The sequence below is a fragment of the Rhizobium sp. 01T437 genome (assembly GCF_056398505.1).
Genome location: NZ_JBFTPM010000007.1, coordinates 38,394 through 63,583, shown reverse-complemented (window position 1 = coordinate 63,583; position 25,190 = coordinate 38,394). Strand labels below are relative to the sequence as shown.

General features: G+C 60.4%; 23 protein-coding genes. 13 read left to right on the top strand and 10 right to left on the bottom strand.

Translation table 11 applies throughout. From position 1 onward, the window contains the following. Positions 1-100: 100 nt before the first annotated feature. Positions 101-862: an N-acetylmuramoyl-L-alanine amidase gene (locus AC1DM5_RS16300; protein ID WP_477975267.1), complete on the bottom strand. Its 762-nt coding sequence runs from the start codon at positions 860-862 to the stop codon at positions 101-103. Continuing rightward, positions 859-1,566, bottom strand: coding sequence for a J domain-containing protein (locus AC1DM5_RS16295; RefSeq protein WP_025669494.1), 708 nt, complete (start codon positions 1,564-1,566; stop codon positions 859-861). The genes AC1DM5_RS16300 and AC1DM5_RS16295 overlap by 4 nt, the downstream gene beginning before the upstream one ends. A 467-nt stretch (positions 1,567-2,033) precedes the next feature. Between AC1DM5_RS16295 and AC1DM5_RS16290 the strand changes: the two genes are divergently transcribed. From AC1DM5_RS16290 to AC1DM5_RS16280, 3 genes are all read left to right on the top strand, one after another. Further along, positions 2,034-3,245 (top strand): pyrophosphate--fructose-6-phosphate 1-phosphotransferase, encoded by a 1,212-nt coding sequence (locus AC1DM5_RS16290; protein WP_477823727.1) that lies wholly within the window; start codon positions 2,034-2,036, stop codon positions 3,243-3,245. Positions 3,246-3,302: 57 nt separating this feature from the next. Further along, positions 3,303-3,938 carry a LysE family translocator gene (locus tag AC1DM5_RS16285; RefSeq protein WP_477823728.1) on the top strand — a complete coding sequence of 212 codons (636 nt, stop codon included), beginning with the start codon at positions 3,303-3,305 and terminating at the stop codon, positions 3,936-3,938. Between the two features lie 115 nt (positions 3,939-4,053). Continuing rightward, the gene (locus tag AC1DM5_RS16280) at positions 4,054-5,022 is read left to right on the top strand and encodes a transglycosylase SLT domain-containing protein (protein ID WP_477975265.1); all 969 of its coding nucleotides are present in this window, start codon (positions 4,054-4,056) and stop codon (positions 5,020-5,022) included. A 39-nt stretch (positions 5,023-5,061) separates the two neighbouring features. Here the strand turns inward: AC1DM5_RS16280 and AC1DM5_RS16275 are convergent, their stop codons facing one another. Further along, complete coding sequence (locus tag AC1DM5_RS16275) at positions 5,062-6,453, bottom strand: serine hydrolase domain-containing protein (protein ID WP_477823730.1); 1,392 nt, start codon at positions 6,451-6,453, stop codon at positions 5,062-5,064. A gap of 196 nt (positions 6,454-6,649) precedes the next feature. Here AC1DM5_RS16275 and AC1DM5_RS16270 point away from each other — a divergent pair, with 196 nt between their 5' ends. From AC1DM5_RS16270 to AC1DM5_RS16250, 5 genes are all read left to right on the top strand, one after another. Then, positions 6,650-7,894 (top strand): BtaA family protein, encoded by a 1,245-nt coding sequence (locus tag AC1DM5_RS16270; protein ID WP_025669489.1) that lies wholly within the window; start codon positions 6,650-6,652, stop codon positions 7,892-7,894. 14 nt (positions 7,895-7,908) lie between these two features. Next, complete coding sequence (locus AC1DM5_RS16265) at positions 7,909-8,562, top strand: class I SAM-dependent methyltransferase (protein ID WP_477823737.1); 654 nt, start codon at positions 7,909-7,911, stop codon at positions 8,560-8,562. Positions 8,563-8,683: 121 nt separating this feature from the next. Then, the gene (locus tag AC1DM5_RS16260) at positions 8,684-9,481 is read left to right on the top strand and encodes a glycoside hydrolase family 25 protein (RefSeq protein ID WP_477823731.1); all 798 of its coding nucleotides are present in this window, start codon (positions 8,684-8,686) and stop codon (positions 9,479-9,481) included. Positions 9,482-9,564: 83 nt separating this feature from the next. After that, complete coding sequence (locus AC1DM5_RS16255) at positions 9,565-10,791, top strand: lytic murein transglycosylase (RefSeq protein WP_477823732.1); 1,227 nt, start codon at positions 9,565-9,567, stop codon at positions 10,789-10,791. Between the two features lie 107 nt (positions 10,792-10,898). After that, positions 10,899-11,792: a DMT family transporter gene (locus tag AC1DM5_RS16250; protein ID WP_477975263.1), complete on the top strand. Its 894-nt coding sequence runs from the start codon at positions 10,899-10,901 to the stop codon at positions 11,790-11,792. Positions 11,793-12,220: 428 nt separating this feature from the next. Here AC1DM5_RS16250 and metF read toward each other — a convergent pair whose 3' ends face one another. The 4 genes from metF to AC1DM5_RS16230 all read right to left on the bottom strand — a co-directional run bounded on the left by metF (position 12,221) and on the right by AC1DM5_RS16230 (position 16,803). Then, the gene (gene metF / locus AC1DM5_RS16245; RefSeq protein WP_477823734.1) at positions 12,221-13,123 is read right to left on the bottom strand and encodes a methylenetetrahydrofolate reductase [NAD(P)H]; all 903 of its coding nucleotides are present in this window, start codon (positions 13,121-13,123) and stop codon (positions 12,221-12,223) included. After that, a complete protein-coding gene (locus tag AC1DM5_RS16240) occupies positions 13,124-14,149 on the bottom strand; it encodes an ArsR/SmtB family transcription factor (RefSeq protein ID WP_477823735.1) in 1,026 nt (341 codons plus the stop codon). 158 nt (positions 14,150-14,307) lie between these two features. Next, complete coding sequence (ettA, locus tag AC1DM5_RS16235; protein WP_113322247.1) at positions 14,308-15,957, bottom strand: energy-dependent translational throttle protein EttA; 1,650 nt, start codon at positions 15,955-15,957, stop codon at positions 14,308-14,310. Between the two features lie 108 nt (positions 15,958-16,065). Continuing rightward, a complete protein-coding gene (locus tag AC1DM5_RS16230) occupies positions 16,066-16,803 on the bottom strand; it encodes a ribonuclease T2 family protein (RefSeq protein WP_477824133.1) in 738 nt (245 codons plus the stop codon). Positions 16,804-16,973: 170 nt separating this feature from the next. Here AC1DM5_RS16230 and AC1DM5_RS16225 point away from each other — a divergent pair, with 170 nt between their 5' ends. From AC1DM5_RS16225 to AC1DM5_RS16210, 4 genes are read left to right on the top strand one after another with little or no spacing between them, the layout of a single operon-like run. Continuing rightward, positions 16,974-17,918, top strand: coding sequence for an alpha/beta fold hydrolase (locus tag AC1DM5_RS16225; protein WP_477824132.1), 945 nt, complete (start codon positions 16,974-16,976; stop codon positions 17,916-17,918). Between the two features lies 1 nt (position 17,919). Continuing rightward, positions 17,920-18,876: a DMT family transporter gene (locus AC1DM5_RS16220; protein ID WP_477824131.1), complete on the top strand. Its 957-nt coding sequence runs from the start codon at positions 17,920-17,922 to the stop codon at positions 18,874-18,876. A gap of 58 nt (positions 18,877-18,934) precedes the next feature. After that, entirely contained in the window at positions 18,935-20,134 is a 1,200-nt protein-coding gene (gene caiB / locus AC1DM5_RS16215; protein WP_477824130.1) for a succinate--glutarate CoA-transferase, read from the top strand. A 13-nt stretch (positions 20,135-20,147) separates the two neighbouring features. Continuing rightward, positions 20,148-21,806: a thiamine pyrophosphate-binding protein gene (locus AC1DM5_RS16210; protein ID WP_477824129.1), complete on the top strand. Its 1,659-nt coding sequence runs from the start codon at positions 20,148-20,150 to the stop codon at positions 21,804-21,806. A 59-nt stretch (positions 21,807-21,865) separates the two neighbouring features. Here the strand turns inward: AC1DM5_RS16210 and AC1DM5_RS16205 are convergent, their stop codons facing one another. From AC1DM5_RS16205 to AC1DM5_RS16195, 3 genes are all read right to left on the bottom strand, one after another. Continuing rightward, positions 21,866-22,210, bottom strand: coding sequence for a RidA family protein (locus AC1DM5_RS16205; protein ID WP_477824128.1), 345 nt, complete (start codon positions 22,208-22,210; stop codon positions 21,866-21,868). A 75-nt stretch (positions 22,211-22,285) separates the two neighbouring features. Continuing rightward, positions 22,286-22,624 carry a protein tyrosine phosphatase family protein gene (locus tag AC1DM5_RS16200; protein WP_477824127.1) on the bottom strand — a complete coding sequence of 113 codons (339 nt, stop codon included), beginning with the start codon at positions 22,622-22,624 and terminating at the stop codon, positions 22,286-22,288. 82 nt (positions 22,625-22,706) lie between these two features. After that, positions 22,707-23,546, bottom strand: coding sequence for a DUF4432 family protein (locus tag AC1DM5_RS16195; RefSeq protein ID WP_477975261.1), 840 nt, complete (start codon positions 23,544-23,546; stop codon positions 22,707-22,709). Positions 23,547-23,801: 255 nt separating this feature from the next. Here AC1DM5_RS16195 and AC1DM5_RS16190 point away from each other — a divergent pair, with 255 nt between their 5' ends. Further along, positions 23,802-25,187, top strand: coding sequence for a L,D-transpeptidase (locus tag AC1DM5_RS16190; RefSeq protein WP_477975259.1), 1,386 nt, complete (start codon positions 23,802-23,804; stop codon positions 25,185-25,187). The last annotated feature ends 3 nt before the right edge of the window (positions 25,188-25,190 follow it).

The following is a 25,190-nucleotide window of genomic DNA, read 5'->3' as shown; positions in this document are numbered from 1 at the left end:
TCTTAGACCATCGCAATGAGGAGATAATAGGGAAATGATGTGGCAGCCCGAATTTCGCGTCTGAACATGGAAAATCGGTAATGTCAGAAATGACGAAAGGTCAGGAATATCGCGGCAGCGCCGAAAGCAGGCGATGCAGCGTATCAATCGTCGAGAAATCGGCGATCCCGTCCACCCGTTCGGGGCGGAAATGCCGTTGGAAAGCTTCCACGTCGCCGGCCGTCTTGTCGCTGAATTCGCCTGTGATCTCAGTGCCGTAACCATAGAGCGACAGCATGGACTGCAGCGCCTCGATCGGCTGCCCGCGATCACCGCGCTGGAAGAAGCGCCCGCCGGTAATAGCGRCCGGTTCCACCCAATGGCCGACACCGGCCTGATACATCTCGCCCCATGGGAATTTTTCGCCCGGATCGACCTTGCGCACAGGGGCGACGTCGGAGTGGCCGAGCACCCTTTCAGGCGCGATTGACCAGCGATCGCCGCAATCGCGACATAATTCGATCACCGCCGCAATCTGCTCTTTCGGATAATCCGGAAGCCCGCCCGGATGGCCGGCATTGGCGATCTCGATGCCGATCGACAGTGAGTTGATATCCGTCTCGCCGTGCCAGAAACTCTTGCCCGCATGCCATGCGCGGCGGTTCTCAGGCACGAGTTGCACGACCTCGCCGTCCGGGTGCACGAAATAATGGCTGGAGACCTGGCTTTCGTCCCGACAGAGCCACTCGAGTGCTCCTTCTGGGCTCGGCATGCCAGTATAATGCAGCAGGATCATATCAGGCTTGCGTCCGTCAGCGCGTTCGCCATGGTTCGGCGAAGGTTGGACGTGCGCCTGCTTGTAATCGGCCTCGAATGAGGTCATGCGGCGCGGCGTTCCTTTTCGATCGCCGCATAGGCGTCGTTCAGCGCTGCCATGCGTTCGTTGGCAATCGCATGAAACTCTTCCGGCACGCCGCGCGAGATCAGCCGGTCCGGATGATGCTCGCTGACGAGCACATGGTAGTGGCGGCGGATCGTCGGGAAATCATCTGCCGGCGAAACCCCGAGAACCTTGTAGGGGTCGCGTCCATCGGAGACGTGACGCGCAGCGATCTGATCGAAACGCGCCTCGCTCATCTGGAAGATCTCGGCGATATGGCGCAGGAAATTCATTTCCTTCTCGTGGATCAGCCCATCCGCCTTGGCGATATGGAACAGACCATCGAGAACGTCCTCCAGAACCGGGCAATTGGCGGCGCAGGTCGAGCAGAGCGTAGACAGCTTCGCTGCATAGGCCTCGTAACCGGCAACGTCCTGGCGGGCGAGATTATAGAGGCGCGCGACATTCTTCGCCTCGCTCGGAGGAAACTCGAAGATATCGCGGAAAGCCTGCACTTCCTTTTCGCTGACGATACCGTCAGCCTTTGCCATCTTGGCCGAAAGCGCAATGACAGCTACGGAGAAGGCAACCTTGCGGCGCGTCTCCGGATCACCTTCGAAAACCGTGCGAATAGCCTCGACCACCGCGGAGAGCGCATTGCCCGCCGTATTGCCAATGGCATTCACCAGTTTTTCCCAGAAAGACATCGTCATCTTCTCGCAATGCAGCAAGTTCTAGAGGAAACACCTTGACCAAATAATCGTCTCCATTGCAAGGCGGCTATTGGTCGTAGGTTTGAAAACAGTTTTCACAATTCGGTAATTGTCGCTGATGCTGCGACCATCCGCCGTGTCCACCATTTTCTGCATTATCCGCACAGTGGCCGGCGATTTCCACAACACTTATGGATAGGTGGACTGGCATTGAACCGATTATATCGCCGCTTCCGGCACCCGGTCTGCAGAAAGGCGCGTTTTCGTAAATTCTTTACTTTACAGGCCACTTTCCCTGCCGCATCCATGCGTTACCTGAAGCAGGTCGCGCAAAACTGTGCAGCGGTTTTGCGGTCACGACATGCGGAAAACAAAGACTTAACGCGTGGCAGACGGATCTGAAGGATCGTGACACGCTTTAAGCTGCACGTAGTCGCGCATCGGGCGCCAAAGGAGGGATTATGGCCAAACAGAAAGTCGCAATGCTGACCGCCGGAGGCCTCGCGCCCTGCCTGTCATCCGCCGTCGGCGGCCTGATCGAGCGCTATAGCGACGTTGCACCCGATATCGAGCTCATCGCCTACAAGTCCGGTTATCAGGGCGTGCTGCTCGGCGACAGCGTCGCGATCAACAAGGAAATGCGCGAGAAGGCGCCGCTCCTGCACCGTTATGGCGGCTCGCCGATCGGCAACAGCCGCGTGAAGCTCACCAATGCCGCCGACTGCGTGAAGCGTGGCCTCGTCAAGGAAGGCGAAAATCCGTTGCGGGTCGCCGCAGAACGCCTTGCCAATGACGGCGTCACCATCTTGCACACGATCGGCGGCGACGACACGAATACGACAGCCGCGGATCTGGCCGCCTATCTTGCGGCAAACGGTTATGACCTCACGGTCGTCGGCCTGCCGAAAACCGTCGACAACGACGTCGTGCCGATCCGCCAGTCGCTCGGCGCCTGGACGGCTGCCGAAGTCGGCGCCCACTTCTTCGACAATGTCAGCAACGAACAGACCGCCGCCCCGCGCACGCTCGTCATTCACGAGGTCATGGGCCGCCACTGCGGCTGGCTGACGGCCGCTACCGCCCGTGCCTATCTCCAGCGCACCAAAGGCAATGAATATGTCGACGGCCTGATGATGAACGCGCATATGAAGAGCATCGACGCCGTCTATCTGCCGGAAATGGCCTTCGACCTCGATGCCGAGGCCGCGCGCCTGAAGGAGATCATGGACCGCACCGGCCATGCCACGGTCTTCGTATCGGAGGGCGCCTGCCTCGATGCCATCGTAGCCGAACGCGAGGCCGCCGGCGAGACGGTCAAGCGTGATGCCTTCGGACATGTGAAGATCGACACGATCAATGTCGGCGCCTGGTTCCAGAAGCAGTTCGCAAGTCTGCTCGATGCCGAGCGCTCGCTCGTCCAGAAATCCGGTTATTTTGCCCGCTCCGCACCGGCAAATGGCGAAGATCTGCGCCTGATCCAGAGCATGGTCGACCTCGCCGTCGAAAGCGCTCTCAACAAGATTTCGGGTGTAACCGGCCATGATGAAGCGCAGAACGGCAAGTTGCGCACAATAGAATTTCCGCGCATCAAGGGTGGCAAGCCATTTGATCTTTCAACCGCATGGTTTGGTGAAGTAATGAGCCAGATCGGGCAAAAATACAGAGCGGCATGATTGACGGATGGCTAATATGGTGTCTTTGCTTGTTCTCTAGGAATAGGAGGAGATTCCATGTCGCTTGAAGCTTGGCTCGCTTTTGCAGCCGCATCCGCCATCATGCTCGCCATACCGGGACCGACCATTCTTCTCGTCGTTTCCTATGCGCTGGGTCATGGCCGGAAAACGGCGCTGGCGACCGTTTCGGGCGTGGCGCTCGGCGATTTCACGGCCATGACGGCGTCGCTTTTCGGACTGGGCGCATTGCTCGCCGCATCCGCGACACTGTTCACCGTGCTGAAGTGGATCGGCGGCGCCTACCTGATATGGCTGGGAATCAAGCTCTGGCGGGCGCCTATCGTCGGCGAACACATCGCTGACAACGATAACCTGCCGGAAGAAAAGTCGCTGCGGATCTTCCTGCACGCCTATGTGGTGACGGCGCTGAACCCGAAGAGCATCGTCTTCTTCGTCGCCTTCGTTCCGCAGTTCCTCAACCCCGCCCTTCCCTTCTTCGATCAGATGCTGATCATGGAAGCGACCTTCCTCGTCCTCGCCACCATCAATGCCTCCTGCTACGCCATGGCCGCGCATGCCGCCCGAGGCCTGATTCGTAAGGCCAGCGTGCAGCGCGCGGTCAACCGCACCGGTGGCACTCTCCTCATCGCTGCCGGCGCTGTAACCGCCGGGTATCGCCGTATTGCAGCCTAGTAATATTCCGTGGTTGCTGGAAAGCCACGAATAGGTTAATGGCTTTCCCCGGGCTTAAGGTATTTAGTAACTTTTAAGACGCTGCCGGGGCGGCGGGATTCACGAAAGTGAGATAATGGTAGCGATCGGATTTTCCGGCCTGAAACGCAGTCTTGTGGTCTCTACCATGCTCTGCGGTGTCATTTCCGGATGCGCGAGCGTCGAATATACCTCTCAGGCGGAACTGACCGCCGCACAGACCGTGATTCCCATGCCGAAGCCGGGTGAAGATGCAACGCTGGCTGCTATCCCGACCGCTGAAGGCGCAAACGGCCCGGCCGTCGCCACTCTCAATCCCCAGGCAGCAACCGCCGCACCTGTTCTCACCGCAGCCGCCATGCCGAATGTCGTCTCCCCCGTACAGCAGCAGGCTGGCGATTTCGCCATGCAGGGCGGTGTCCAACAGGTTGCCGTCAACGGCTATGCTCCCATTCCGCTCACGCCCGAAATGACGGCAATCCAGTCCGTCGTTCCGACGCCGCGTCCGGGCTCGCCCGCAAGCCCCTCCACGCAGCTTGCCTTTGCCGCCACGACACCGCAGAACGGCGCGCTCGCAGCGCTTGCCGCCGTCGATACCACGCCGCGCTTCGCCATGGACTACGGCTTCGACGAGTCCGGTCCGATCGATCCGCCGGCCGCCCCGCCGATGTTCAGCGATGACGACAGCGACGATGCGCCGACCGTCGAAAAGAGCTTCGTTAGCAAACTCATCAGCAAATATTCGAAGCTTTACGAAATTCCGGAATCGCTGCTCCACCGCGTCGTTCATCGCGAGAGCCGCTACAATTCCAAGGCCTACAACAAGCGCGGCTACTTCGGTCTCATGCAGATCAAGTACAACACCGCAAAGTCGATGGGTTACGGCGGCAATCCCGCCGGCCTCTTCGACGCCGAAACCAATATCAAATATGCAGGCAAGTACTTGCAGGGCGCCTGGCAGGTAGCCGACAAGAAGGAAGACGACGCCGTTCGTCTCTATGCCCGCGGTTACTATTATGACGCCAAGCGCAAGGGCATGACCGACATCGCCCAAGGCAATTACTGATAGTCCATTACTGATACAAAACACCATCAGTGACGGGCCTCAGCCGGCTTTCGCCGACTGAAGCGTATTGAGAATTTCCTTCAGCACGATCTGCGGCCTGTAGTCCAGCCAGCTCGGCGTCAACCCCAAGCGGACGAAGACGAGATTGGCCGAAGGAATGATTGCCACCGTCTGGCCGTCATGGCCCTGCATCCAGAACGTATCCTGCGGCAGGCCGAATTCCGCGCTCGTGCCGCCCCCCGGCCCCGCAAGCCAAGCCTGGCCTTGCGTATATTTACCGCCCGAGCTTGCCGTCGGCGTGCGCATCATTGCAACAAAGCCTTCCGGCAAAAGCCTCTGGCCGTTCCACACACCATCCTGGAGCAGGAACTGGCCGAAGCGTGCCCAGTCATGCCCCGTGGCATAGAGATAGGAACTGCCGGTAAACGTACCGCGCTCATCGGCTTCGAAGACTGCGCTCGTCATGCCGAGTGGAGAAAACAGCGCATCGCGGGGATAATCGAAGGCCGCCCGCGGATCGCCGACCTTGTTCATCCAGATACGTGACAGAAGCACGGCCGTACCGCTTGAATAACGGAAATCCGTGCCTGGAGCAGCCACCAGAGGCGCACCGGCCGGCAGGGAAACCATATCGGGGTCGAGGTAGAGCATGCGCGTCACATCGGCGACGGCGCCATAATCCTCGTTGAAAGCGAGCCCGCTTTCCATGCCGAGCAAATCGGAGAGCTTGATATCGCCGCGCGAATCATTTGCCCATTGCGGCAGGAGATGCGTGTCATCGAAGGAGATCTTGCCTGACAGCATCAGCCTGCCGATCAGCGCCGCATTGACGGTCTTCGTCATCGACCAGCCGACCAGCGGCGTATCGGCGTTGAAGCCCGGCCCGTAGCTTTCGGCTATGATGCGGCCATCCTGCACGACGACCATCGCCCGCATGGCAGGCCCAGCAAGCTTGGCATCGGCCAGAAGCGCCGCGACCTTGGCATTGCCAGTCGCCGGATCGGCGCCGTCGCCGTCCGGCCAGACCGCATCATTTTCACCCACCCGCGGCGCCGGCACCAGCGGCGCGGCCCTAGCAGCTGCATCGAAATTGCCATCAGGCACACTCGTACAGCCGAGGGCGCCGCGATAAAGCGCGTAGCTCGGCGCAAACAGGCCCATGAAACGCGAAGTCACCCGCCCGCTGTCACGATCGATCTCGACGCGCATCAGCCTGAGCAGTGGGTTTCCAGGCGCTTGGACATCGTCGTGGAGCACGGCATCGGGATCGCGGCCGGCAATAAAGACATTGGAGCAGACGATCTTGGCGGCATAGCCATTGCCCACCTTCAGGAGCTCCGGTGGGCTTATGGCGAGCCACGCGGCTGCGCCTATGGCAACGAGAATGACGAGCAGGGTCAAGCCCTTGAAGATACGCGGAACAACTCGCATGCAATCCTCCACGGAACGGAGAGAAGCAGGAAACTTGGCTCACGAAAAGAGAGAAGCGAAAAGAAGTGTTTCAATCGACTTCAAATTTCGCGGAAGTCTTCGCCGGGTTTCGTCGAAGCCTTGGCCCACAGGGCTCGTCATCAAACTGTAGCAGAGGCGCGTTACACGCCCTGAACGCTAAAAAGGTGACAGACTCATGTCGGAATTTGCACCGGATACCGGCTTCCGCAAGAACCGGAAACTCAAGGCAGCGCTTCTCCGCCACAAGGCTTTTTCCAAGGACGGCTTCTCAGAGCGTCTCTTCGGCCTTCTCTTTTCCGGCCTCGTCTACCCGCAGATCTGGGAAGACCCGGATCTCGACATGCAGGCGATGGAACTGAAGCCCAATCACCGCATCGTCACGATCGGTTCGGGCGGCTGCAACATGCTGGCCTACCTTTCCAAGGCGCCGGCTTCGATCGACGTGGTCGACCTCAATCCGCACCACATTGCGCTGAACAGGTTGAAGCTTGCCGCTTTCAAGAACCTGCCAGGTCATTCGGATCTCGTGCGCTTCCTGGCGATGCCGAACGAGAAATCGAACAGCCGGGTTTTCGACCGCTATCTGTCGTCCAATCTCGATGATACGACCCGCGCTTACTGGAACACCCGCAAGTTCGGCCGCCGGCGCGTCACGGTCTTCGACCGCAACATTTATGAAACCGGCCTGCTCGGCCGCTTCATCGGTGCCGCTCATCTTCTCGCCCGCCTGCATGGCGTGAAGCTGCAGGAAATGACCAAGGCCCGCACGATTCGCGAGCAGCGCCAGTTCTTCGACGATCAGATCGCTCCTCTCTTCGAAAAGCCCGTCGTTCGCTGGATCACCAACCGCAAGAGCTCGCTTTTCGGTCTTGGCATTCCGCCGCAGCAATATGACGAACTGGCAAGCCTTGCCGCCGACAATTCCATTGCGCCGGTTCTGAAACACCGTCTCGAAAAGCTCGCCTGTCATTTCCCAATGCGCGACAACTACTTCGCCTGGCAGGCTTTCGCACGCCGCTATGCCGATGGCGAAGAAGGCCCGCTGCCGACCTATCTGAAGCCGGAGCACTACGAAGTGATCCGCGCCAATGTCGATCGCGTCAACGTCCACCATGCAAGCTTCACGGAGCTTCTGGCTGGTGAGCCCGCCGCCTCGCGCGACCGCTACATCCTGCTCGACGCACAGGACTGGATGACCGACCAGCAGCTCAACGATGTCTGGCGTGAGATCACCCGCACCGCCCGCGAAGGCGCCCGCGTGATCTTCCGCACGGCCGCCGAAAAGAGCATCATCGAAGGCCGCCTCGCCCCTGAAATTCGCGACCAGTGGCACTATTTCGAAGAGCAGTCGCGTGAGATGACCACCCAGGACCGCTCGGCGATTTATGGCGGCTTCCACATCTACGGGAAGAAGGCGTGAGCAAAGTCGACGAGATGACCGTCAAGAGTGAGGAACATGCCGACCTGATGGACGGCATGTACCGCTACCAGCGCCATTTCTACGACCTGACCCGCAAATATTATCTTCTCGGCCGCGACCGCACGATCCGCAATCTCGACGTTCCCAAGGGCGGCACGTTGCTCGAAGTCGGCTGCGGCACCGGCCGCAACATGGCCTTCGCCCACAAGCACTTTCCGACGGCCAAGCTCTACGGTCTCGACATTTCCCAGGAAATGCTGATTTCCGCCCGCAAGACCTTCGCCACCAAGGCGACGGTCCCTGATTTCCGGGTGGCGGATGCCACGGCCTACACGCCGCGCGAATTCGGCACCACCGGTTTCGACCGCATTCTGATTTCCTACGCACTGTCGATGATCCCGGATTGGGAACGCGCGGTGGATGCATCGATTGCCGCGCTCAATCCCGGCGGCCAGCTCCACATCGTCGATTTCGGCCAGCAGGAAGGCCTGCCCGCCTGGTTCCGCAGCCTGCTGCAGGCCTGGCTCGCCAAATTTCATGTCACGCCCCGCGCCAATCTGCGCGAGGTTTTGGAAGCGCAAGCCGCTGAAAACAACGCGCAACTATCGTTCGAGACGATCGGCGGCGGCTACGCCTGGCGGGCGGCGATTATCAGCAGGCGCTCATAATTCGCTTGTAAATAACCATTTTTTTACGTTGATATTAGAAAAGGGGGGTTATTCCCTCTGCAGGGCGCGTGTTTTCGAAGGTCAGGCTGTGGGGCAGATCCATCATCACGACGGAACGTTTATGCGTTGGCTTCTGTTTTGCGTCCTGCCGCTTGCCCTGCTGCTCGCCGGTTGCAGCTCCACGGGTTACGATTATCTCGAAACCGCTTCCATAAAGCCGAAGGCGCGCTTCAAGGATACTGATCCCCAGGATTTCGGACCCAAGCGTCCGCAGCAAAACGCTGTCCACGGCATCGACATTTCCAAATGGCAGGGTGATATCGACTGGCAGACGGTGCGCAAATCCGGCGTTGCCTTCGCCTTCATCAAGGCGACCGAAGGCAAGGACAGGATCGATCCGCGCTTTGACGAATATTGGCGCGAGGCAGCCGCCTCAGGCATTCCACATGCGCCCTATCATTTCTATTATTTCTGCTCCTCCGCCGACGACCAGGCCGACTGGTTCATCCGCAACGTTCCGAAGGAATCCATGCGTCTGCCGCCGGTGCTGGATGTCGAGTGGAATGCAGAATCGAAGACCTGTCGCTTCCGCCCCGACCCGGCCACTGTGCGTTCTGAAATGCAGCGCTTCATGAATCGCCTAGAAGCCTATTACGGCAAGCGGCCGATCATCTACACCTCTGTCGATTTCCACCGCGAGAATCTCGCCGGCTATTTCCAGGACTATCATTTCTGGGTCCGCTCGACCGCCAAACACCCCGACGTGACCTACGCCGACCGCCGCTGGGCCTTCTGGCAGTATACGTCGACGGGCGTCATTCCCGGCATTCAGGGGCCAACGGATATCAATGTCTTCGCCGGTTCCGCGAAAAACTGGAACAACTGGGTGGCTGACGTTTCCAAGGATAGAAATTCTTAGTAACGTGTCCTAATCTTTCTTGCTTCCGTCACATTCATCTGTGAAATCGGCGGCATTCTATGTCATTTTACGAGGATCGTTTCATGCACCGCTCGCTCAAAAGCTGCTCTGCACTTGCCCTTCTGTTTGCCTGCGTCCTAGCAACAGGCGCTGCCGCCCTGCAGGCTCCGGATGCGGCAGCTTCGGCCCCGGCAGCACCCTGCGGCGGCGATCTCTCCACCTTCCTCCAGGGCGTCAAGAAAGAGGCGATTGCAGCGGGCGCCAGCGCCGAAGCAGCAGACCAGGCCTTGGCCGGCGCTGAGATCGACCCCAAAGTCCTGAGCCGCGACCGCGCCCAGGGCGTCTTCCGCCAGACCTTCCTCGAGTTCTCGCAGCGCACCGTCAGCCAGGCTCGCCTCGATATCGGCCGCCAGAAGATGAAGCAATATGCTGATGTTTTCGCCCGCGCCGAGCAGGAATTCGGCGTTCCCGCCGGCATCATCACCGCCTTCTGGGCGATGGAAACGGATTTCGGCGCCGTACAGGGCGATTTCAACACGCGCAACGCGCTGGTGACGCTTTCCCATGACTGCCGCCGCCCGGAACTCTTCCGCCCACAGCTGATCGCCCTCATCGAAATGGTGCAGCATGGCGACCTCGACCCGCAGACCAACACCGGCGCCTGGGCCGGTGAAATCGGCCAGGTTCAGATGCTGCCGCGCGATATCATCGCCTATGGCATGGATGGCGACGGCGACGGCCATGTTCGCCTCAAGCAGAGCGGCCCGGACGCGATCCTGACGGCCGCCAAGTTCATCCAGCATCTCGGCTTCGAGCGCGGCCAGCCCTGGCTGCAGGAAGTCACCGTGCCAGATAATCTGCCCTGGGAAAAGTCGGGCCTCGGCGGCACGATGACGGCAGGCGAATGGTTCAACCTCGGCGTCAAGCCGCGCGACGGCAACACCGCTTTCGCCAATCTCGAAGGCGATCTCGTCCTGCCGCAGGGTCGCCTTGGACCGGCCTTCATCGCCTATCCCAATTTCAAGATCTATCTGGAATGGAACAAGTCGTTCATCTACACGACCTCTGCCGCCTATTTCGCGACCCGCCTCTCCGGTGCCCCAACCTATCAGAAGGGCACGCCCGAGCAGGGCCTTTCCAACGACCAGATGAAGCAGTTGCAGACGAAGCTCGATTCGCTCGGCCATGACGTCGGCGAGATCGACGGCATCCTCGGCTCCGGTACCCGTGTGGCGATCCAGAAGGAACAGCTCCGCCTCGGCATACCGGCCGACGGCTGGGCAACACCGGCCCTACTGAACGCCCTCTGAGACTTCACGTTTGCTCTTTCGCCACCCGGCTGCATGAATCGGGTGGCGGCTATCCGCCGATCGGGTAAACCTGCCAGCAAATGGGAGGGATCGGCGTGGAACAGAAAATGAGTGCTTTGACCTGGGGGCTTCTTGCCCTGCTCGGTCTGATCTGGGGTGGCTCCTTCTTCTTCGCACGCATTGCTGTTGTGGAGGTGCCGCCACTCACTCTCGTCTTCCTGCGCCTCTCCATCGCAGCCGTCGCGCTGCATATCTACATCGGCGGGCGCTTCGGCATCTATCCACTGCTGAAGAGCCGGTGGCGCGAATTCCTCATTCTCGGCATCCTCAACAACGCCCTGCCCCATGCGCTGATCTTCTTCGGCCAGACGCGCATCGGCGCCGGCCTTGCCTCCATTCTCAATGCCACGACGCCGATCTGGACGGTGCTGATCGCCAATTACCTGACATCAGACGAGAAGCTCTCCTCGGCCAAGATCATCGGCTGCCTTACCGGCCTTCTCGGCACGGTCGTCCTCATAGGCCCGAGTATCACTGATGGCAGCGACCTGCCCCTCTGGGCACTTCTCCTACCCGTAATCGCAGCGGTCTCCTACGGCTTTGCCGCCACTTACAGCAAGCGCTTCAAGGGCGTGGCGCCGCCCGTCATCGCTGCCGGCCAGATGACGGCATCCTCGCTCATCGCCCTGCCGCTGTCGCTCGTTATGGACCATCCCTGGGCACTCGCCATCCCCTCGGCCAACGCCGTCGCCGCCATCCTGGCAATCGCCCTGCTGTCCACCGCCTTCGGTTATATTCTCTACTTCCGTATCCTGGCCGCTGCAGGCGCGACCAACGCCTCTCTGGTGACGCTGCTCGTGCCGCCGAGCGCGATCCTGCTCGGCTTCCTGTTCCTGGGTGAGCGACTGGAAATGACAGAGATTGCCGGCATGGCGCTGATCGGCGCAGGACTTGTCATACTGGATGGCCGCATCTACCCCCGCTTTGGCGCGGTAACCTGAAATGACTATGCTGCAGTGCGCCATTCTTTGGCCAAAAGCGTGAATCGGCGCTATCGGTTTGTAACGAAGTGTTAAATTTTGAGAGCTGAATTTTCTAAATATATTTCAGTAGCTTGCAGGATAGTTGGTAGACTTATCCACTGCCCTCTTCGGCAGTGCAGCACAAGAAGCGCTTTCCAACTAACACATTTCCGACATATTATTAGCCGGTTAACGCGAGGAGGCAGACATGGGACTTACGCAATCCTTGAATGTCCTGTTGGTCAGTGCAGCGTTCGCATTCGTCGTATCCATGCTCTTCATTTGAGCCGATACGAAGCGTAAAGACTGAATACCGAACTCCTGAAACAATCAGCCCCAGATATTGAAAAGCGCATGCCCCGCCCGGCATGCGCTTTTCCTATATGCCGATAACGGCATCTGTCCGATCAGGCGGCAGCGCCGGCGCTTCTCGCCGTCTGTCGCGAAAGGCCGAGGTTGGCGAGAACGGCAGAAACCAGCGGCGCACGGTTCATCGTATAGAGATGGAACTCGTTGAGGCCGCGACGGACGAGATCCTCGATCTGCTCGGCTGCGACATCGGCGGCAACCTTGGCGCGCTCCTCCGGCTTGTCGTCATATCCGGCAAAACGCTCGTCGAGGAAATCAGGGATGACCGTGCCGCAGGCGCCGGCAAATCGCTTCAGCTGCGTCAGGTTCTGGATCGGCATGATGCCCGGCACGACAGGGATCTTGACGCCGGCGGCACGCACCTTTTCGAGATAACGCTCGAAATTGTCATTGTCGAAGAAGAACTGTGTCAGGGCGCGGTCGGCGCCATTGTCGGCCTTGCGCTTCAGCATCTCGATGTCGGCCGCCTGGTCGCGGCTTTCCGGATGCTTTTCCGGATAGGCCGAGACGGAGATTTCGAAATCGCCGATCTGCTTGAGGCCTGCCACCAGTTCGGCTGCATTGGCATACCCGCCCGGATGCGGCTGGTAGGGCGCACCGACGCCGCCAGGCGCATCACCGCGCAGCGCCACGAAATGCGTGACGCCTGCCTTGCGGAAGCTGTCGACCACCTGATGCGTCTCTTCCTTCGTGGCGCTGACGCAGGTCAGGTGTGACGCAGTCGCAAGCGGCGTATCGGTCAGGAAGCGCGTGACCGTGGAAAGCGTCGGCGCCTTTGTGGTGCCGCCGGCGCCATAGGTCACCGAGACGAATTCCGGGTTCCAGTCCTGCAGGTCGCGGACGGTGTTCCAGAGCTGGCCCTCCATCTCCTCGGACTTCGGCGGGAAGAACTCGAAGGAGATCCTGATATCGCGGCGGCGGGCGTCGTTTTTCTGGGTCATTTATTCTCTCCCGGCAAATGTAGGTGCGGCGCCTTCGGTCTCCAGCGAGGCCATCAGGCGCCTTGGGTCGCGTACGAGCCAGACCGTGACCGTGAGGCCCTGCTCGCCCTGCTGACCCGGATGAAGGTCGACGACCTGCTCTATATCGAGCCCAGCCTTGCGCACCCAGTCCGACATGGCCTGATGCGAAAAGCCGAGACGCACATGGGCATGTTCGTCGCGAAGATATTCGAGGTTGTGCGGCGCCAGATCGATAATGACGAGGCGTCCGCCCGGCCGCAGCATGCGCGCGGCTTCCGTGATCGCGATGTCAGGCTGATCGAAGAAATGCAGCACCTGATGGATGGTCACCAGATCGAAATCCTGCCCCTCGAAAGGCAGGTTCAGGATATCAGCGTGGCGTACAGAAGCCGTGGTGATGCGGGACTTGTCGAGATTGGCGCGCGCCACGCTCAGCATGTCGCGGCTGGCATCGACGCCGATCGCCCGGCGATAACGGCCGGCGAGAAGCTCCAGCATGCGGCCGGTGCCGGTGCCGAGGTCGAGCAGGGAATCGATCGGATTGGCTCCGAGCAGCTTGATGACGGCCGCATCCACCTCTTCGTCAGCGGCGTGCAGACGGCGAAGCTCGTCCCATTCGGCGGCGTTGCGGCTGAAATAGGCCTGCGCCCGCTCGGCACGCTGGCGCTTGACGGACGCCAGACGCTCGCCGTCACGCTGGACGACAGGATCGTTTTCGGAGACATGCTTCAGCAAGGCCCGTACCAGGGCAGCGGCCTTGCCCTCCTGCGCCAGCCGGAAATAGGCCCAGGCGCCTTCCTGATAGCGGTCTATCAATTCCGCCTCGCCAAGCAGCTTCAGGTGCCGGGAGATACGGGGCTGGGATTGTCCAAGAATTTCCGTAAGATCTGTCACGGTGAGATCGCCCGCCGCCAGTAGCGCCAGCAGCCGCAGGCGCGTCGGTTCGCCGGCCGCCTTCAAGACGTCCACCAGCGCATCCAGTCCAAGCCTTAAGGGTTCGCTCATATTCTACCCAATCAAGATATAAAGATATCTTTATGTGATTTGGATAGCTGAAGCAAGCGGCATTTTACCGATTTGCGAACTTGCCTGTGGTGATAACGACAGCAGACATCAAAAAAGCCCCGGACCAGCCGGGGCTTTCGAAAAGCGCAAAGAGCCGATCAGCGCGTCAGGCGCTTGTGGGCCTGGCTGCCCGGGTTCAGGGCGTCAGGGCCAAGACGGCGAACCTTGTCCTGCTCATAGTCCTCGAAGTTGCCTTCGAACCATTCGACATGGCCCTCGCCTTCGAAAGCGAGGATGTGCGTGGCCAGACGGTCGAGGAACATGCGATCGTGGCTGATGATGATGGCGCAGCCGGCAAATGCTTCCAGGGCGCTTTCCAAGGCGCCCAGCGTTTCCGTATCGAGGTCGTTGGTCGGTTCGTCGAGCAGCAGAACATTGCCGCCGGCCTTCAGCATCTTAGCAAGGTGAACGCGGTTGCGCTGACCACCTGAGAGATTGCCGACCTTCTGCTGCTGGTCGCCGCCCTTGAAGTTGAAGGCGCCGCAATAGGCGCGCGAGTTCATGTCGAACTTGCCGAGCTTGATGATTTCCGCGCCGCCGGAGATTTCCTCCCAGACGGTCTTGTTGCCGTCGAGAGCATCACGGCTCTGGTCGACATAACCGAGATGCACGGTTTCGCCGATGCGCACCGATCCGGCATCCGGCTTTTCCTGGCCGGTGATCATCTTGAACAGCGTCGTCTTGCCGGCGCCGTTCGGGCCGATAATGCCGACGATGCCGCCCGGCGGCAGCTTGATCGACAGGTCGTTGATCAGTGTGCGGCCTTCAAAGCCCTTGGTGATGCCTTCCATTTCGATGACCACCTGGCCGAGACGTTCGCTGACCGGGATGATGATCTGCGCGTCGCCGGGACGCTGCTTCTCGGCAGCCTCCACCAGTTGCTCGTAGGACTTGATACGCGCCTTGGACTTGGCCTGGCGGGCCTTCGGGCTGGAAGCAATCCATTCCTGTTCGCGGCTGATCGCCTTCTGGCGGCCTGCCTCTTCGCGGTTTTCCTGCAGCATGCGCTTGGCCTTGGCGAGCAGGTAAGCCGAGTAGTTGCCTTCGTAGGGGATGCCACGGCCGCGATCGAGTTCCAGGATCCAGCCGGTGACGTTGTCCAGGAAGTAGCGATCGTGGGTGATCATCATCACGGCGCCCGGATAGTCGCGCAGATGCTTTTCGAGCCAGGCGATGGTTTCGGCGTCCAGATGGTTGGTCGGTTCGTCGAGCAGAAGCAGATCCGGCTGCGACAGCAGCAGGCGGCAAAGTGCGATACGGCGGCGTTCACCACCCGAAAGGCTGGTGACTTCGGCGTCGCGCGGCGGGCAGCGCAGGGCTTCCATTGCCATCTCGACCTGACTTTCCAGATCCCAGAGGTTCTGGCTGTCGATGATGTCCTGAAGTTTCGCGCCCTCGTCCGCCGTCTCGTCGGAATAATTCATCATCAATTCGTTGTAGCGCTCGAGCACAGCCGTCTTGGAGGCAACGCCTTCCATGACGTTCTCGAACACCGTCTTGTTGGGATCGAGTTTCGGCTCCTGCTCCAGGTAGCCGACAGTCGCACCTTCGGCGAGCCAGGCTTCGCCGGTATATTCCTTGTCCTGGCCGGCGATGATGCGCAGCACGGTGGACTTACCGGCGCCGTTCGGACCCAGGATACCGATCTTGGCATCGGGATAGAAGGAAAGGTGGATATTCTCGAGGATCTTCTTGTTGCCATAGGCCTTATTGAGGCCGGACATGTGATAGATGAACTGGCGTGCCATGCTGGGATGCTCCGGGCGGAAACTTGAAATCGTGGCCGCTATGTAGGCGAAACCACGCCCGCGGGCAACGCCGAAACCCTGTTTCGTCAGGATTTCGGCATGTTTCCGTCAGAAGCCAGCAGCATCCACAATGCCTTCGTCACAGCCGAAGGAAGTCTGCCCTGCCCTCTGGATGAGGCCACCGAGGCCCTTCTCCTTCGCTTGAGCCGAAACGGCATCCTGCGAAAGCCCGATCGTCAACTCGCTGATCACCCGCTTATTGCCGACGCGCCGGCAGCTCATCTTCACGCGGTCGCTGGCGCCTGCGCCGAAGCTCTTGTCGAAGGCCGCCTTGATCGCATCGGCCTTCAGCGTCTTGCCGACATTGGCGGCAAAGAGATCGCGCACGGCCGAAGCATTGAGATCGCCCATCAGATGAATGGCGGTGGCGAAATAATCGTCGGCACTCATTTTCGTGCAGGTGCCGTGCTTGATCCATTCATGCCGCTCAAGCGCCGATTGCGTGCCGGGCATCGCCTTGTCGAGCGCGCTCTTCGTCTCGGCTGAGAGATTCACCGCCGGCAGGCTCGTCCACTGGCCGTCCTTGTCGGCGGCTTTCTGATCGGCGGATACGTCGCAATAGTCCTTCCGCATCGGCCACAGACCATGGAGAGAAAAGTTGGTGGCGTCATAGCGGTCGCCGCTCTGGCTGGCGCATTCGGCCTTCTTCTGGTTGGTCTGGCAGAATGCCGGCTGCCAGCTTGCCGCAAGGATGAACCGTGTGCGCCCGCTTTCCTGTGCGGATACGGAACCGACTGACGACAGCGAAAGGAACAGGATGGAAACCGAGAGTAGAAACTTGCCCATTATTAGCCCCGAAATAGCTCCGACAAAGAACAATACAGGAACAAACAAGCATGAAGCCGAAGTTTGCGCAACCCTGAATCGCAGGGGCAAGCATGCTTTTCTTATGTATGAGCGAAACCGCAATATTGCATTTGCCTTGATATCTGGTCTTTTGGGCGTGGGAGGAATGCATGTTTTCCGAGACATTGCGGCTTCGAAACGCCGCGGCTTCGCTTGCCTATCATCACCAGCCCGCCGTGGGGCAAGCGCGCGCCATCCTGATGATTTCACACGGTCTTGCCGAACATTCCCGCCGTTACCGCCGCTTTGCCGAGCCCATGGCGGCAAGAGGCTACCATGTCTATGCGCATGACCATCGCGGCCACGGCGAGACAACGGCCGATGATGCGCCGCTCGGTCGCTTTGCGAGACGCAACGGTGTTGAGAGTGTCATCAGCGATCTCGCCGCCATGCACACCTTTGCCACGGGCCGTCACCCAGGCCTGCCCGTCATTCTGCTCGGTCACTCCATGGGCGGCCTGATCGCGCTGAATGCCGCCGCTGATCTCCCCGGCCGTTTCGCAGCTCTTGCCGTCTGGAATTCGAATTTCGCCGTCGGTCTTTCCGGCCGCGTTGCACAGGCGATCCTCCTTGCCGAACGCATGCTGAAAGGCTCCGATGTGCCGAGTGACATGCTGCCGAGGCTGACATTTTCCGCCTGGGGCAAATCCATTCCCGATCACCGCACGGAATTCGACTGGCTGTCGCGCGATCCGGCCGAAGTCGACGCCTATATTGCCGATCCGCTTTGCGGCTTCGATGCTTCGGCCTCGCTCTGGCTCGATGTCTTCGCCCTCACCTTCCGCGGCATCGAGAAGGAGCGGCTCGAGAGCCTGCCGAAGAACATGCCGATCCATCTGGTCGGCGGCGGCAAGGACCCGGCAACCAGCAATGGAAAAGCCGTGCTCTGGTTGTCAAAGCGTTTGAAAAGCCGAGGCTTCTCCCGTATCAGCACCGAGATATATCAGGACATGCGGCATGAAACGCTGAACGAGATCGGCGCGGAAACGGCAATTGCGGATTTCGCCGGTTGGTGCGACGAGGCGATCCGCACGGTCCCGAGCGAAAGGACCTGAGATGACGAGCCTGAGTTCCACCCGCCATCCCGCCTCATCCGAGGTGACGTTCGGCTTGCTTTTCATGCTGCTCTCCGTGCTGATTTCGCCGCTGATCGACATCTTCTCGAAGCTGGCGACGACAACGATCTCCTCCACAGAGGTGGCCGGCTTCCGCTTCGTCATCCAGGCGCTCACCATGCTGCCTTTCATCTTCCTGCGCGGTGCCAAGATCCAGTTTTCGCTGAAGCAGAGCTGGTATCATGCCATTCGCGGCGCGATGGTCACGATCTCGATGATCTGCTTCGTCACAACGCTGAAGGTCATGGCGGTTGCCGATGCCATCGCCATCTTCTTCGTCGAGCCGATCATCCTGACGATCCTCGGCAGCATCTTCCTGAAGGAAACCATCGGCTGGCGCCGCTACAGCGCCTGCGCCGTCGGTTTCCTGGGCGCCATGCTGATCATCCAGCCGAGCTTCGAGCAGGTGGGCTATATCGCCCTGCTGCCCGTCGTCAGCGCCTTCTGCATCGCCGTCTTCGCGCTGATGACACGCGTGCTGTCACACCGGGAAGATCCCTGGGCCATGCAGTTCCAGACCGGCCTCTGGGGCATCTTCTTCTGCACCGTCATCCTGTTCTTCGGTTATGGCAGCGGCTCCGACATCTTCGACACGACCATGCCCGATCTTCCCGCCTTCGGCTACTTGCTGGGTACGGGCATTGCCGCAGCGATAACGGGTATTCTCGCGGCTTACGCCTATCGCGCCGCCCCGGCCTCAACGCTTGCGCCGCTGCAATATCTGGAAATCGTCTCGGCCACGGTCTTTGCCTGGCTGGTCTTCGCCGATTTCCCGGACGCGCTGAAATGGCTCGGCATCCTCATCGTCATCGCGTCGGGCCTCTACATCATCTGGCGCGAGCAGCGCTTTGCTTCCAAACCCGTATCCGATACATCTGAGGCAACGCGGGCGCCCTGAAATCCGCCGCACCCCGTCGGAGGAATTTGGGAGGACTTGGGAGAAACTCGGGAGGAACATGACGGAAAACGCGAAGAAGAAGCCGCCGCTTGCAGGCATCAGGGTGATCGAACTTGCGCGCGTGCTGGCCGGCCCCTGGGCAGGGCAGATGCTGGCCGATCTCGGCGCCGATGTCATCAAGGTGGAAAACCCTGATGGCGGCGACGACACGCGGCAATGGGGGCCACCCTTCGTCGAAGGCGCCGATGGAGAAAACCTCTCGGCCGCCTATTATCATTCCACCAATCGCGGTAAGCGCTCGATTACCGCTGACCTCAAAAGCGAGGAGGGCCAGTCGCTGGTGCGTCGTCTCGTCGCCACCGCCGATGTGCTGATCGAGAATTTCAAGCTTGGCGGCCTCGTCAAATACGGTCTCGATTATGAGAGCCTGAAGGCGATCAATCCGCGCCTCGTCTATTGCTCCATCACCGGTTTCGGCCAGACCGGCCCCTACGCCAGTCTCGCCGGCTATGACTACATCGTCCAGGGCATGTCCGGCTTCATGTCGATAACAGGCGAACCCGAGGGACAGCCGATGAAGGCAGGCGTCGCAATCGCCGATATCTTCACCGGCATCTACGCCGTCTCGGCGATCGAAGCGGCCCTCATCCATGCACTGAAGACGGACGAAGGCCAGCTGATCGATATGGCCCTGCTCGATGTGCAATCGGCCGTGCTCGCCAACCAGAACATGAACTATCTGGTCTCCGGCCGCGCTCCGGTGCGCCTCGGCAATGCCCATCCGAATATCTCGCCCTATGAGGTCGTGCCGACGGCCGACGGTTATCTGATCCTTGCCATCGGCAATGACGGCCAGTTCCGCCGTCTCTGCACGATCCTCGGCCTCGTTATCGGCGAGGATGAGAACTTCGCGACGAACAAGGCCCGCGTCGCCAACAGGGATGCCGTGCGCCGGATGGTTTCCACCGAAACGCTGAAATGGCAGAAGGCCGATCTGCTGAAGGCCTGCGAGGACAATGCCGTGCCGGTCGGCGCCATCAACACGATCGAGGAAATGTTTGCCGATCCGCAGATTGTCGCACGAGGCCTGCGCATCGACCTGCCGGATGCCGTAGGCACCATGATCCCTGGTGTACGTACGCCTGTCGTGCTGTCTGAAACGCCGCTGCGTTACGAGCGGCCGAGCCCACGCCTTGGCGAGCACAATGACGAAGTTCTGGCCGAACTTCAGGAATGGGAGAGGAAGACGTCGCCGTGAGAAGGATGGGGCCATGAAGAGGACAGGCGGACAACTGATCGTCGAAGCGCTGAAGGCAAATGGCGTCAAGCGCCTCTCCTGCGTGCCGGGAGAAAGCTTCCTTGCCGTACTCGACGCCCTGCACGACAGCGATATCGACGTCATCGTCTGCCGCCAGGAAGGCGGCGCGGCGATGATGGCCGATTGTTGGGGCCGGCTGACCGGCGAACCCGGCATCTGCATGGTCACCCGTGGTCCCGGCGCCACCAATGCTTCGGCCGGCCTGCATATCGCAAGGCAGGATTCGATCCCGATGATCCTCTTCATCGGCCAGGTGCAGCGGGAAGCGCGTGAACGCGAAGCCTTCCAGGAGGTCGAGTTCCGCCGCGCCTTCACCGAATTTGCCAAATGGGTCGGCGAGATCGATGATGCCGCCCGCATTCCGGAATTCGTCACCCGCGCCTTTGCGATCGCCACATCCGGCCGCCCAGGTCCCGTCGTGCTGACGCTGCCCGAAGATATGCTGCGCGACGAGGTGGAAGCGCCCCGCGCCAAGCGCCATACGCGCGTCGAGGCCCATCCCGGCCGCAGCCAGATCGATGATCTCTACCTGCGCCTCCTGAAGGCCGAGCGGCCGACGGTCATCCTCGGCGGCACCCGCTGGGATGCCGATGCCGTCGCCGATTTCCAGACCTTCGCGGAGCGTTTCAGCCTGCCGGTCGGCTGTTCCTTCCGTCGGCAGATGCTGTTCGATCACCTGCATCCTTCCTATGCCGGCGATGTCGGCATCGGCATCAATCCGACCTTGGCGAAGGAGATCAAGGAGAGCGACCTGCTCATCCTGCTCGGCAGCCGCATGTCGGAGATGCCCTCCTCGGGCTATACGCTGATCGATATCCCCTACCCGGCCCAGTCGCTCGTTCACATCTATCCGGACTCGTCGGAGCTTGGCCGCGTCTACCGCCCTGACCTTGCCATCTGCGCCAGCCCCATCGATTTCGTCGAAGCACTTGCCGATCTCGAAGCACCCGCCGAGCCTCGCTGGGGCGAACGCACCGAGCGCATGCATCAGGCCTATCTTTCCTGGTCGAAGCCGCCGGTAACAGGTCCGGGCGCCGTCCATATGGGGCCGATCATGGAGTGGCTGGAGGCCAATACGAAGCCGGATACGATCTTCACCAATGGCGCCGGCAACTATGCCACCTGGGTGCATCGCTTCCACCGCTTTCGCCGCTTCAACACGCAGGCGGCGCCAACCTCAGGCTCCATGGGTTATGGCCTGCCGGCCGCCGTTGCCGCCAAACGGCTCTTTCCCGACAGGCAAGTCATCTGCTTTGCCGGCGATGGCTGTTTCCTGATGCACGGACAGGAATTTGCGACCGCCGTACGCTACGGCCTGCCGATCATCGCTGTCGTCGTCAATAACGGCATCTACGGCACGATCCGCATGCATCAGGAGCGCGAATATCCTGGTCGCATCAGCGCCACAGACCTCACCAATCCGGATTTTGCAGCGCTCGCCCGCGCCTATGGCGGCCACGGCGAGACGGTGGAAAAGACCGAGGATTTCGCCCCGGCTTTCGAGCGGGCACGCGACAGCGGCAAGCCGGCGATCATCGAAGTAAAACTCGATCCCGAGGCGATCACGCCGACGCGCACTCTCTCGGAAATCGCCCAAACAAAAAACCGGTGAGTCCGTGAACTAATCTAGTTCACATCTCACCGGCTTTGATTGGTCGCGGAAGGACGCTCTTAGTCGAGAGCGGCCGTGACGATGAATTCGACCTTGTACTTCGGCGCAGCGAGCTTGGCTTCGCTGGTGGCGCGGGCCGGCGGGTTTGCCGGATCGATCCAGCCTTCCCAGACAGCGTTCATCTCGGCGAAATAGGCGATGTCGGAAAGGTAGATGATCGTCTGCAGGATCTTCGACTTGTTGCTGCCGGCAGCGGCAAGCAGGCGGTCGACTTCGCCGAGCGCAGACTTGCACTGATCGGCAACGCTTTCGCCTTCGCCGACCTGGCCTGCGAGATAGACGGTGTTGCCGTGGATGACGGCACCGCTCATGCGGGCGCCGATGTCGATACGCTTGATGCTCATCGTGTTCTCCTGTTCATCAAATGAAAGACGCCGCCTTCAGGCGGCATCGGAATATTCAGCCTTCCAAACTGAAGACTAAGCGCGGATGTGGTGCGTCTTCTGATAGATCGCCGTCGAGCGTGCGCCGGAGCGGCAGTAACCGAGCATCGGGCGCTCGAATTCGTCGAGTGCGTCGACCATGCCCTGCACAGCTTCCTCGGTCACGCCCATCGGGCCGACCGGCACATGGGTGATCGCAAGGCCAAGCTCCTTGGCACGGGCTTCGATGACGGCAAAAGGCGTCTGGTCCGGGCTTTCGCCATCCGGACGATGGCAGACGATGGATTTGAAGCCGAGCGCCTTGATCTGGTCGAGTTCGTCAACCGTGATCTGGCCGGAAACGGAGTATTCATCGTCGATCTGGCGGATATCCATCGTCTCAATCTCCTCGAAAATGGTGGGCTGAAGGTCTACGACGCACTCCCGTAGGCGTCAACACGTCTTCGCCGAACGCCCTTCATTCGACGAAAGCGAAACGCAGGCCGTAGCTGCGGCTTTCACCCGGCTTCAGCCAGTTGAACTCACCTGCCGCCTCCAACTCGTGGCGCGGCACCCAGCGGTGCGACACCGGTTCGATACCGATAATATGCGCCGGCGCTTTCTGGCTCCGCCAGATCTGCAAATGCGGCAGCGTATCGGCCCGGAACCGCACCCTCAGCGTCTTGCCGCCGATCGCAGCAATCGGCCCGAGCCGGACTTCGGCGAAACCGTCTTCAGTGGCCAGAGACTCGACGCATAAAATGCTGCCCGGCTCCTCGCCGAAGGTCCAGGGAAAGCCACCTCCATCAAGCATCCGGCCTTCGAGCCGTGTCGCCGCGTCGAGCCATTTGCCGCCGGTGTTCATATGGTACATCAGGAAAGTCGGCACCGTCTCGCTGCTCGTATTGACGACGCGATCTTCGAGCGAGACCTCGCCCGTCGCCCCGTCGATCCGCCACAGCCGCTCGATGCGCTGCGGCAAGCCCTCGACCGTAGTGATGTCGATATCGGCGCGGCATTCGGCATTGCCGTTTTCGAACCTCGTCCACAGCACCTTGGCCTGATGGCCGGAGGCAGAGCCGTGCAGCGGATAGATCTTGCCATCAGTGCCGGGAATGGGCTGCCGGTGGCGGATATGATCAGGACCGCAGGTGAAGAGGAAGCCTTCCAGCGAGTGATCGATTCGCGGGTCGCCATCGTCAGGAATGGCCCGCTTGGGCGCGATATCCACACCCTCGATAATGCAGCCGGCGATATCCAGCACCGATGTTTCGTCCAGCATCAGGCGCGGCCCGCTTGCGGCGGCAAATTCGATCATCGGCTGTCCTCCCGGGGAATCTTGGTTGCGGTAGCGTTAGGTCGTGCAATCACCCTCGTCAATCGGGACCGATGAAATGGCCAGGGAGCACCGCAACCGGCGACTTCACAGGAACGTCATCTTCGCGCAAGCGTTTATGAGTAAACGCAAAACACCGTTGTTTTTATGTTTTGTTCAGCACGGCTTAAGAAATTCCACACTAGCGTCAAAATTCGCAGGTGTGTGTCTGCCGAGCCACTGATCGAGGTGTGAGACGTGAATCGCTTTATGAAATCGGCCTTTTCTTTTTCGGCCATGCTGTTGGCGCTCGCTGCCGTCGCGCCACAGGCCGATGCCCAGCAATATGGCCGAAACCGGAGCGATATCGTGCTGGTGACGCCAGGCGGTGAAATTCTCGACTACGTCCCGCCCGGCCGCGGCTTCGTCTATGCCCGTGACTACAGCGGCAATCGCGTATTGGTCGACCGCTACGGCAACATCATCGCCACCGAGATGCGCGCCCGCGGCTATTATTCGCCGCGCACAAATCGCGAAGTCTATAACGACGCCTACAATAACGATCCCTATTATCCTGACGATAACCGCCACGGCGACACGCGCTATTCCGAGCGCGGCCCGGTAACCGGTTCCATTCCGCAAGATGCAGCCATAGAGCGCCGGCCACTCGAGGATCAGCCCTATCCCGGCGATCAGCAGGGTCAGGACGACTATGCAGCAGTCGAGCCCGATCAACAGATTCCGCCGGCCGACGAGCCGCGCCAGGTGCCGCAGGAACCTGTGATCACGCTCAAGGACAAGTCGAAGCCCGAGATCGTGGCCCTTCAGGTCTTTCTGGATCGCTCCGGCGTTTCGCCTGGTGTCATCGACGGCCACATGGGCTCCAATGTCACCAAGGCGATCTACGCCTATGAACAGATGACCGGCACCAAGCTCGATCCAAACAATACGGATGCGATCCTCGAAGAACTGCGCATGAATGGCGGCCTGCCGGTCGTCAACTACACGATCACGGATGCGGATGCGGCCGGCCCCTATGTCGCGCAGATCCCAGAAGATTATTCGCAGAAGGCGCTCCTGCCGTCCCTCGCCTACACATCCGTGACCGAAGCGCTCGCCGAACGCTTCCACATGGACGAGAACTTCCTGAAGGAAATGAACCCCGGCGCGGATTTCACGATTCCCGGCACCGTCATCAAGGTCGTCAATCCCGGCGAGAACAAGAAGGGCGCAGTCGCGAAGATCCTCGCCGACAAAGGCCGCAAGCAGGTCTTCGCCTATGACGATGCCGGCAATCTCGTTGCTGCCTACCCCGCCTCGATCGGCTCGACCGACACGCCCTCGCCGTCGGGCATCGTCACCGTTGAGCGCGTCGCCTTCAATCCGGGCTACACCTACAATCCGAAGGTCAACTTCCAGCAAGGCGCCAACGACAAGATCCTCGACATCCCGCCAGGCCCGAACGGCCCGGTTGGTACGGTCTGGATGGCGCTTTCCAAGCCCACCTATGGCATTCACGGCACGCCCGACCCTTCCAGGATCGGCCGCACCCAGAGCCACGGCTGTATTCGCCTGACGAACTGGGATGCGACGGAGCTTGCAAAGATGGTCAAGCCTGGCGTGACGGTCGAATTCGTCGATTGAGGA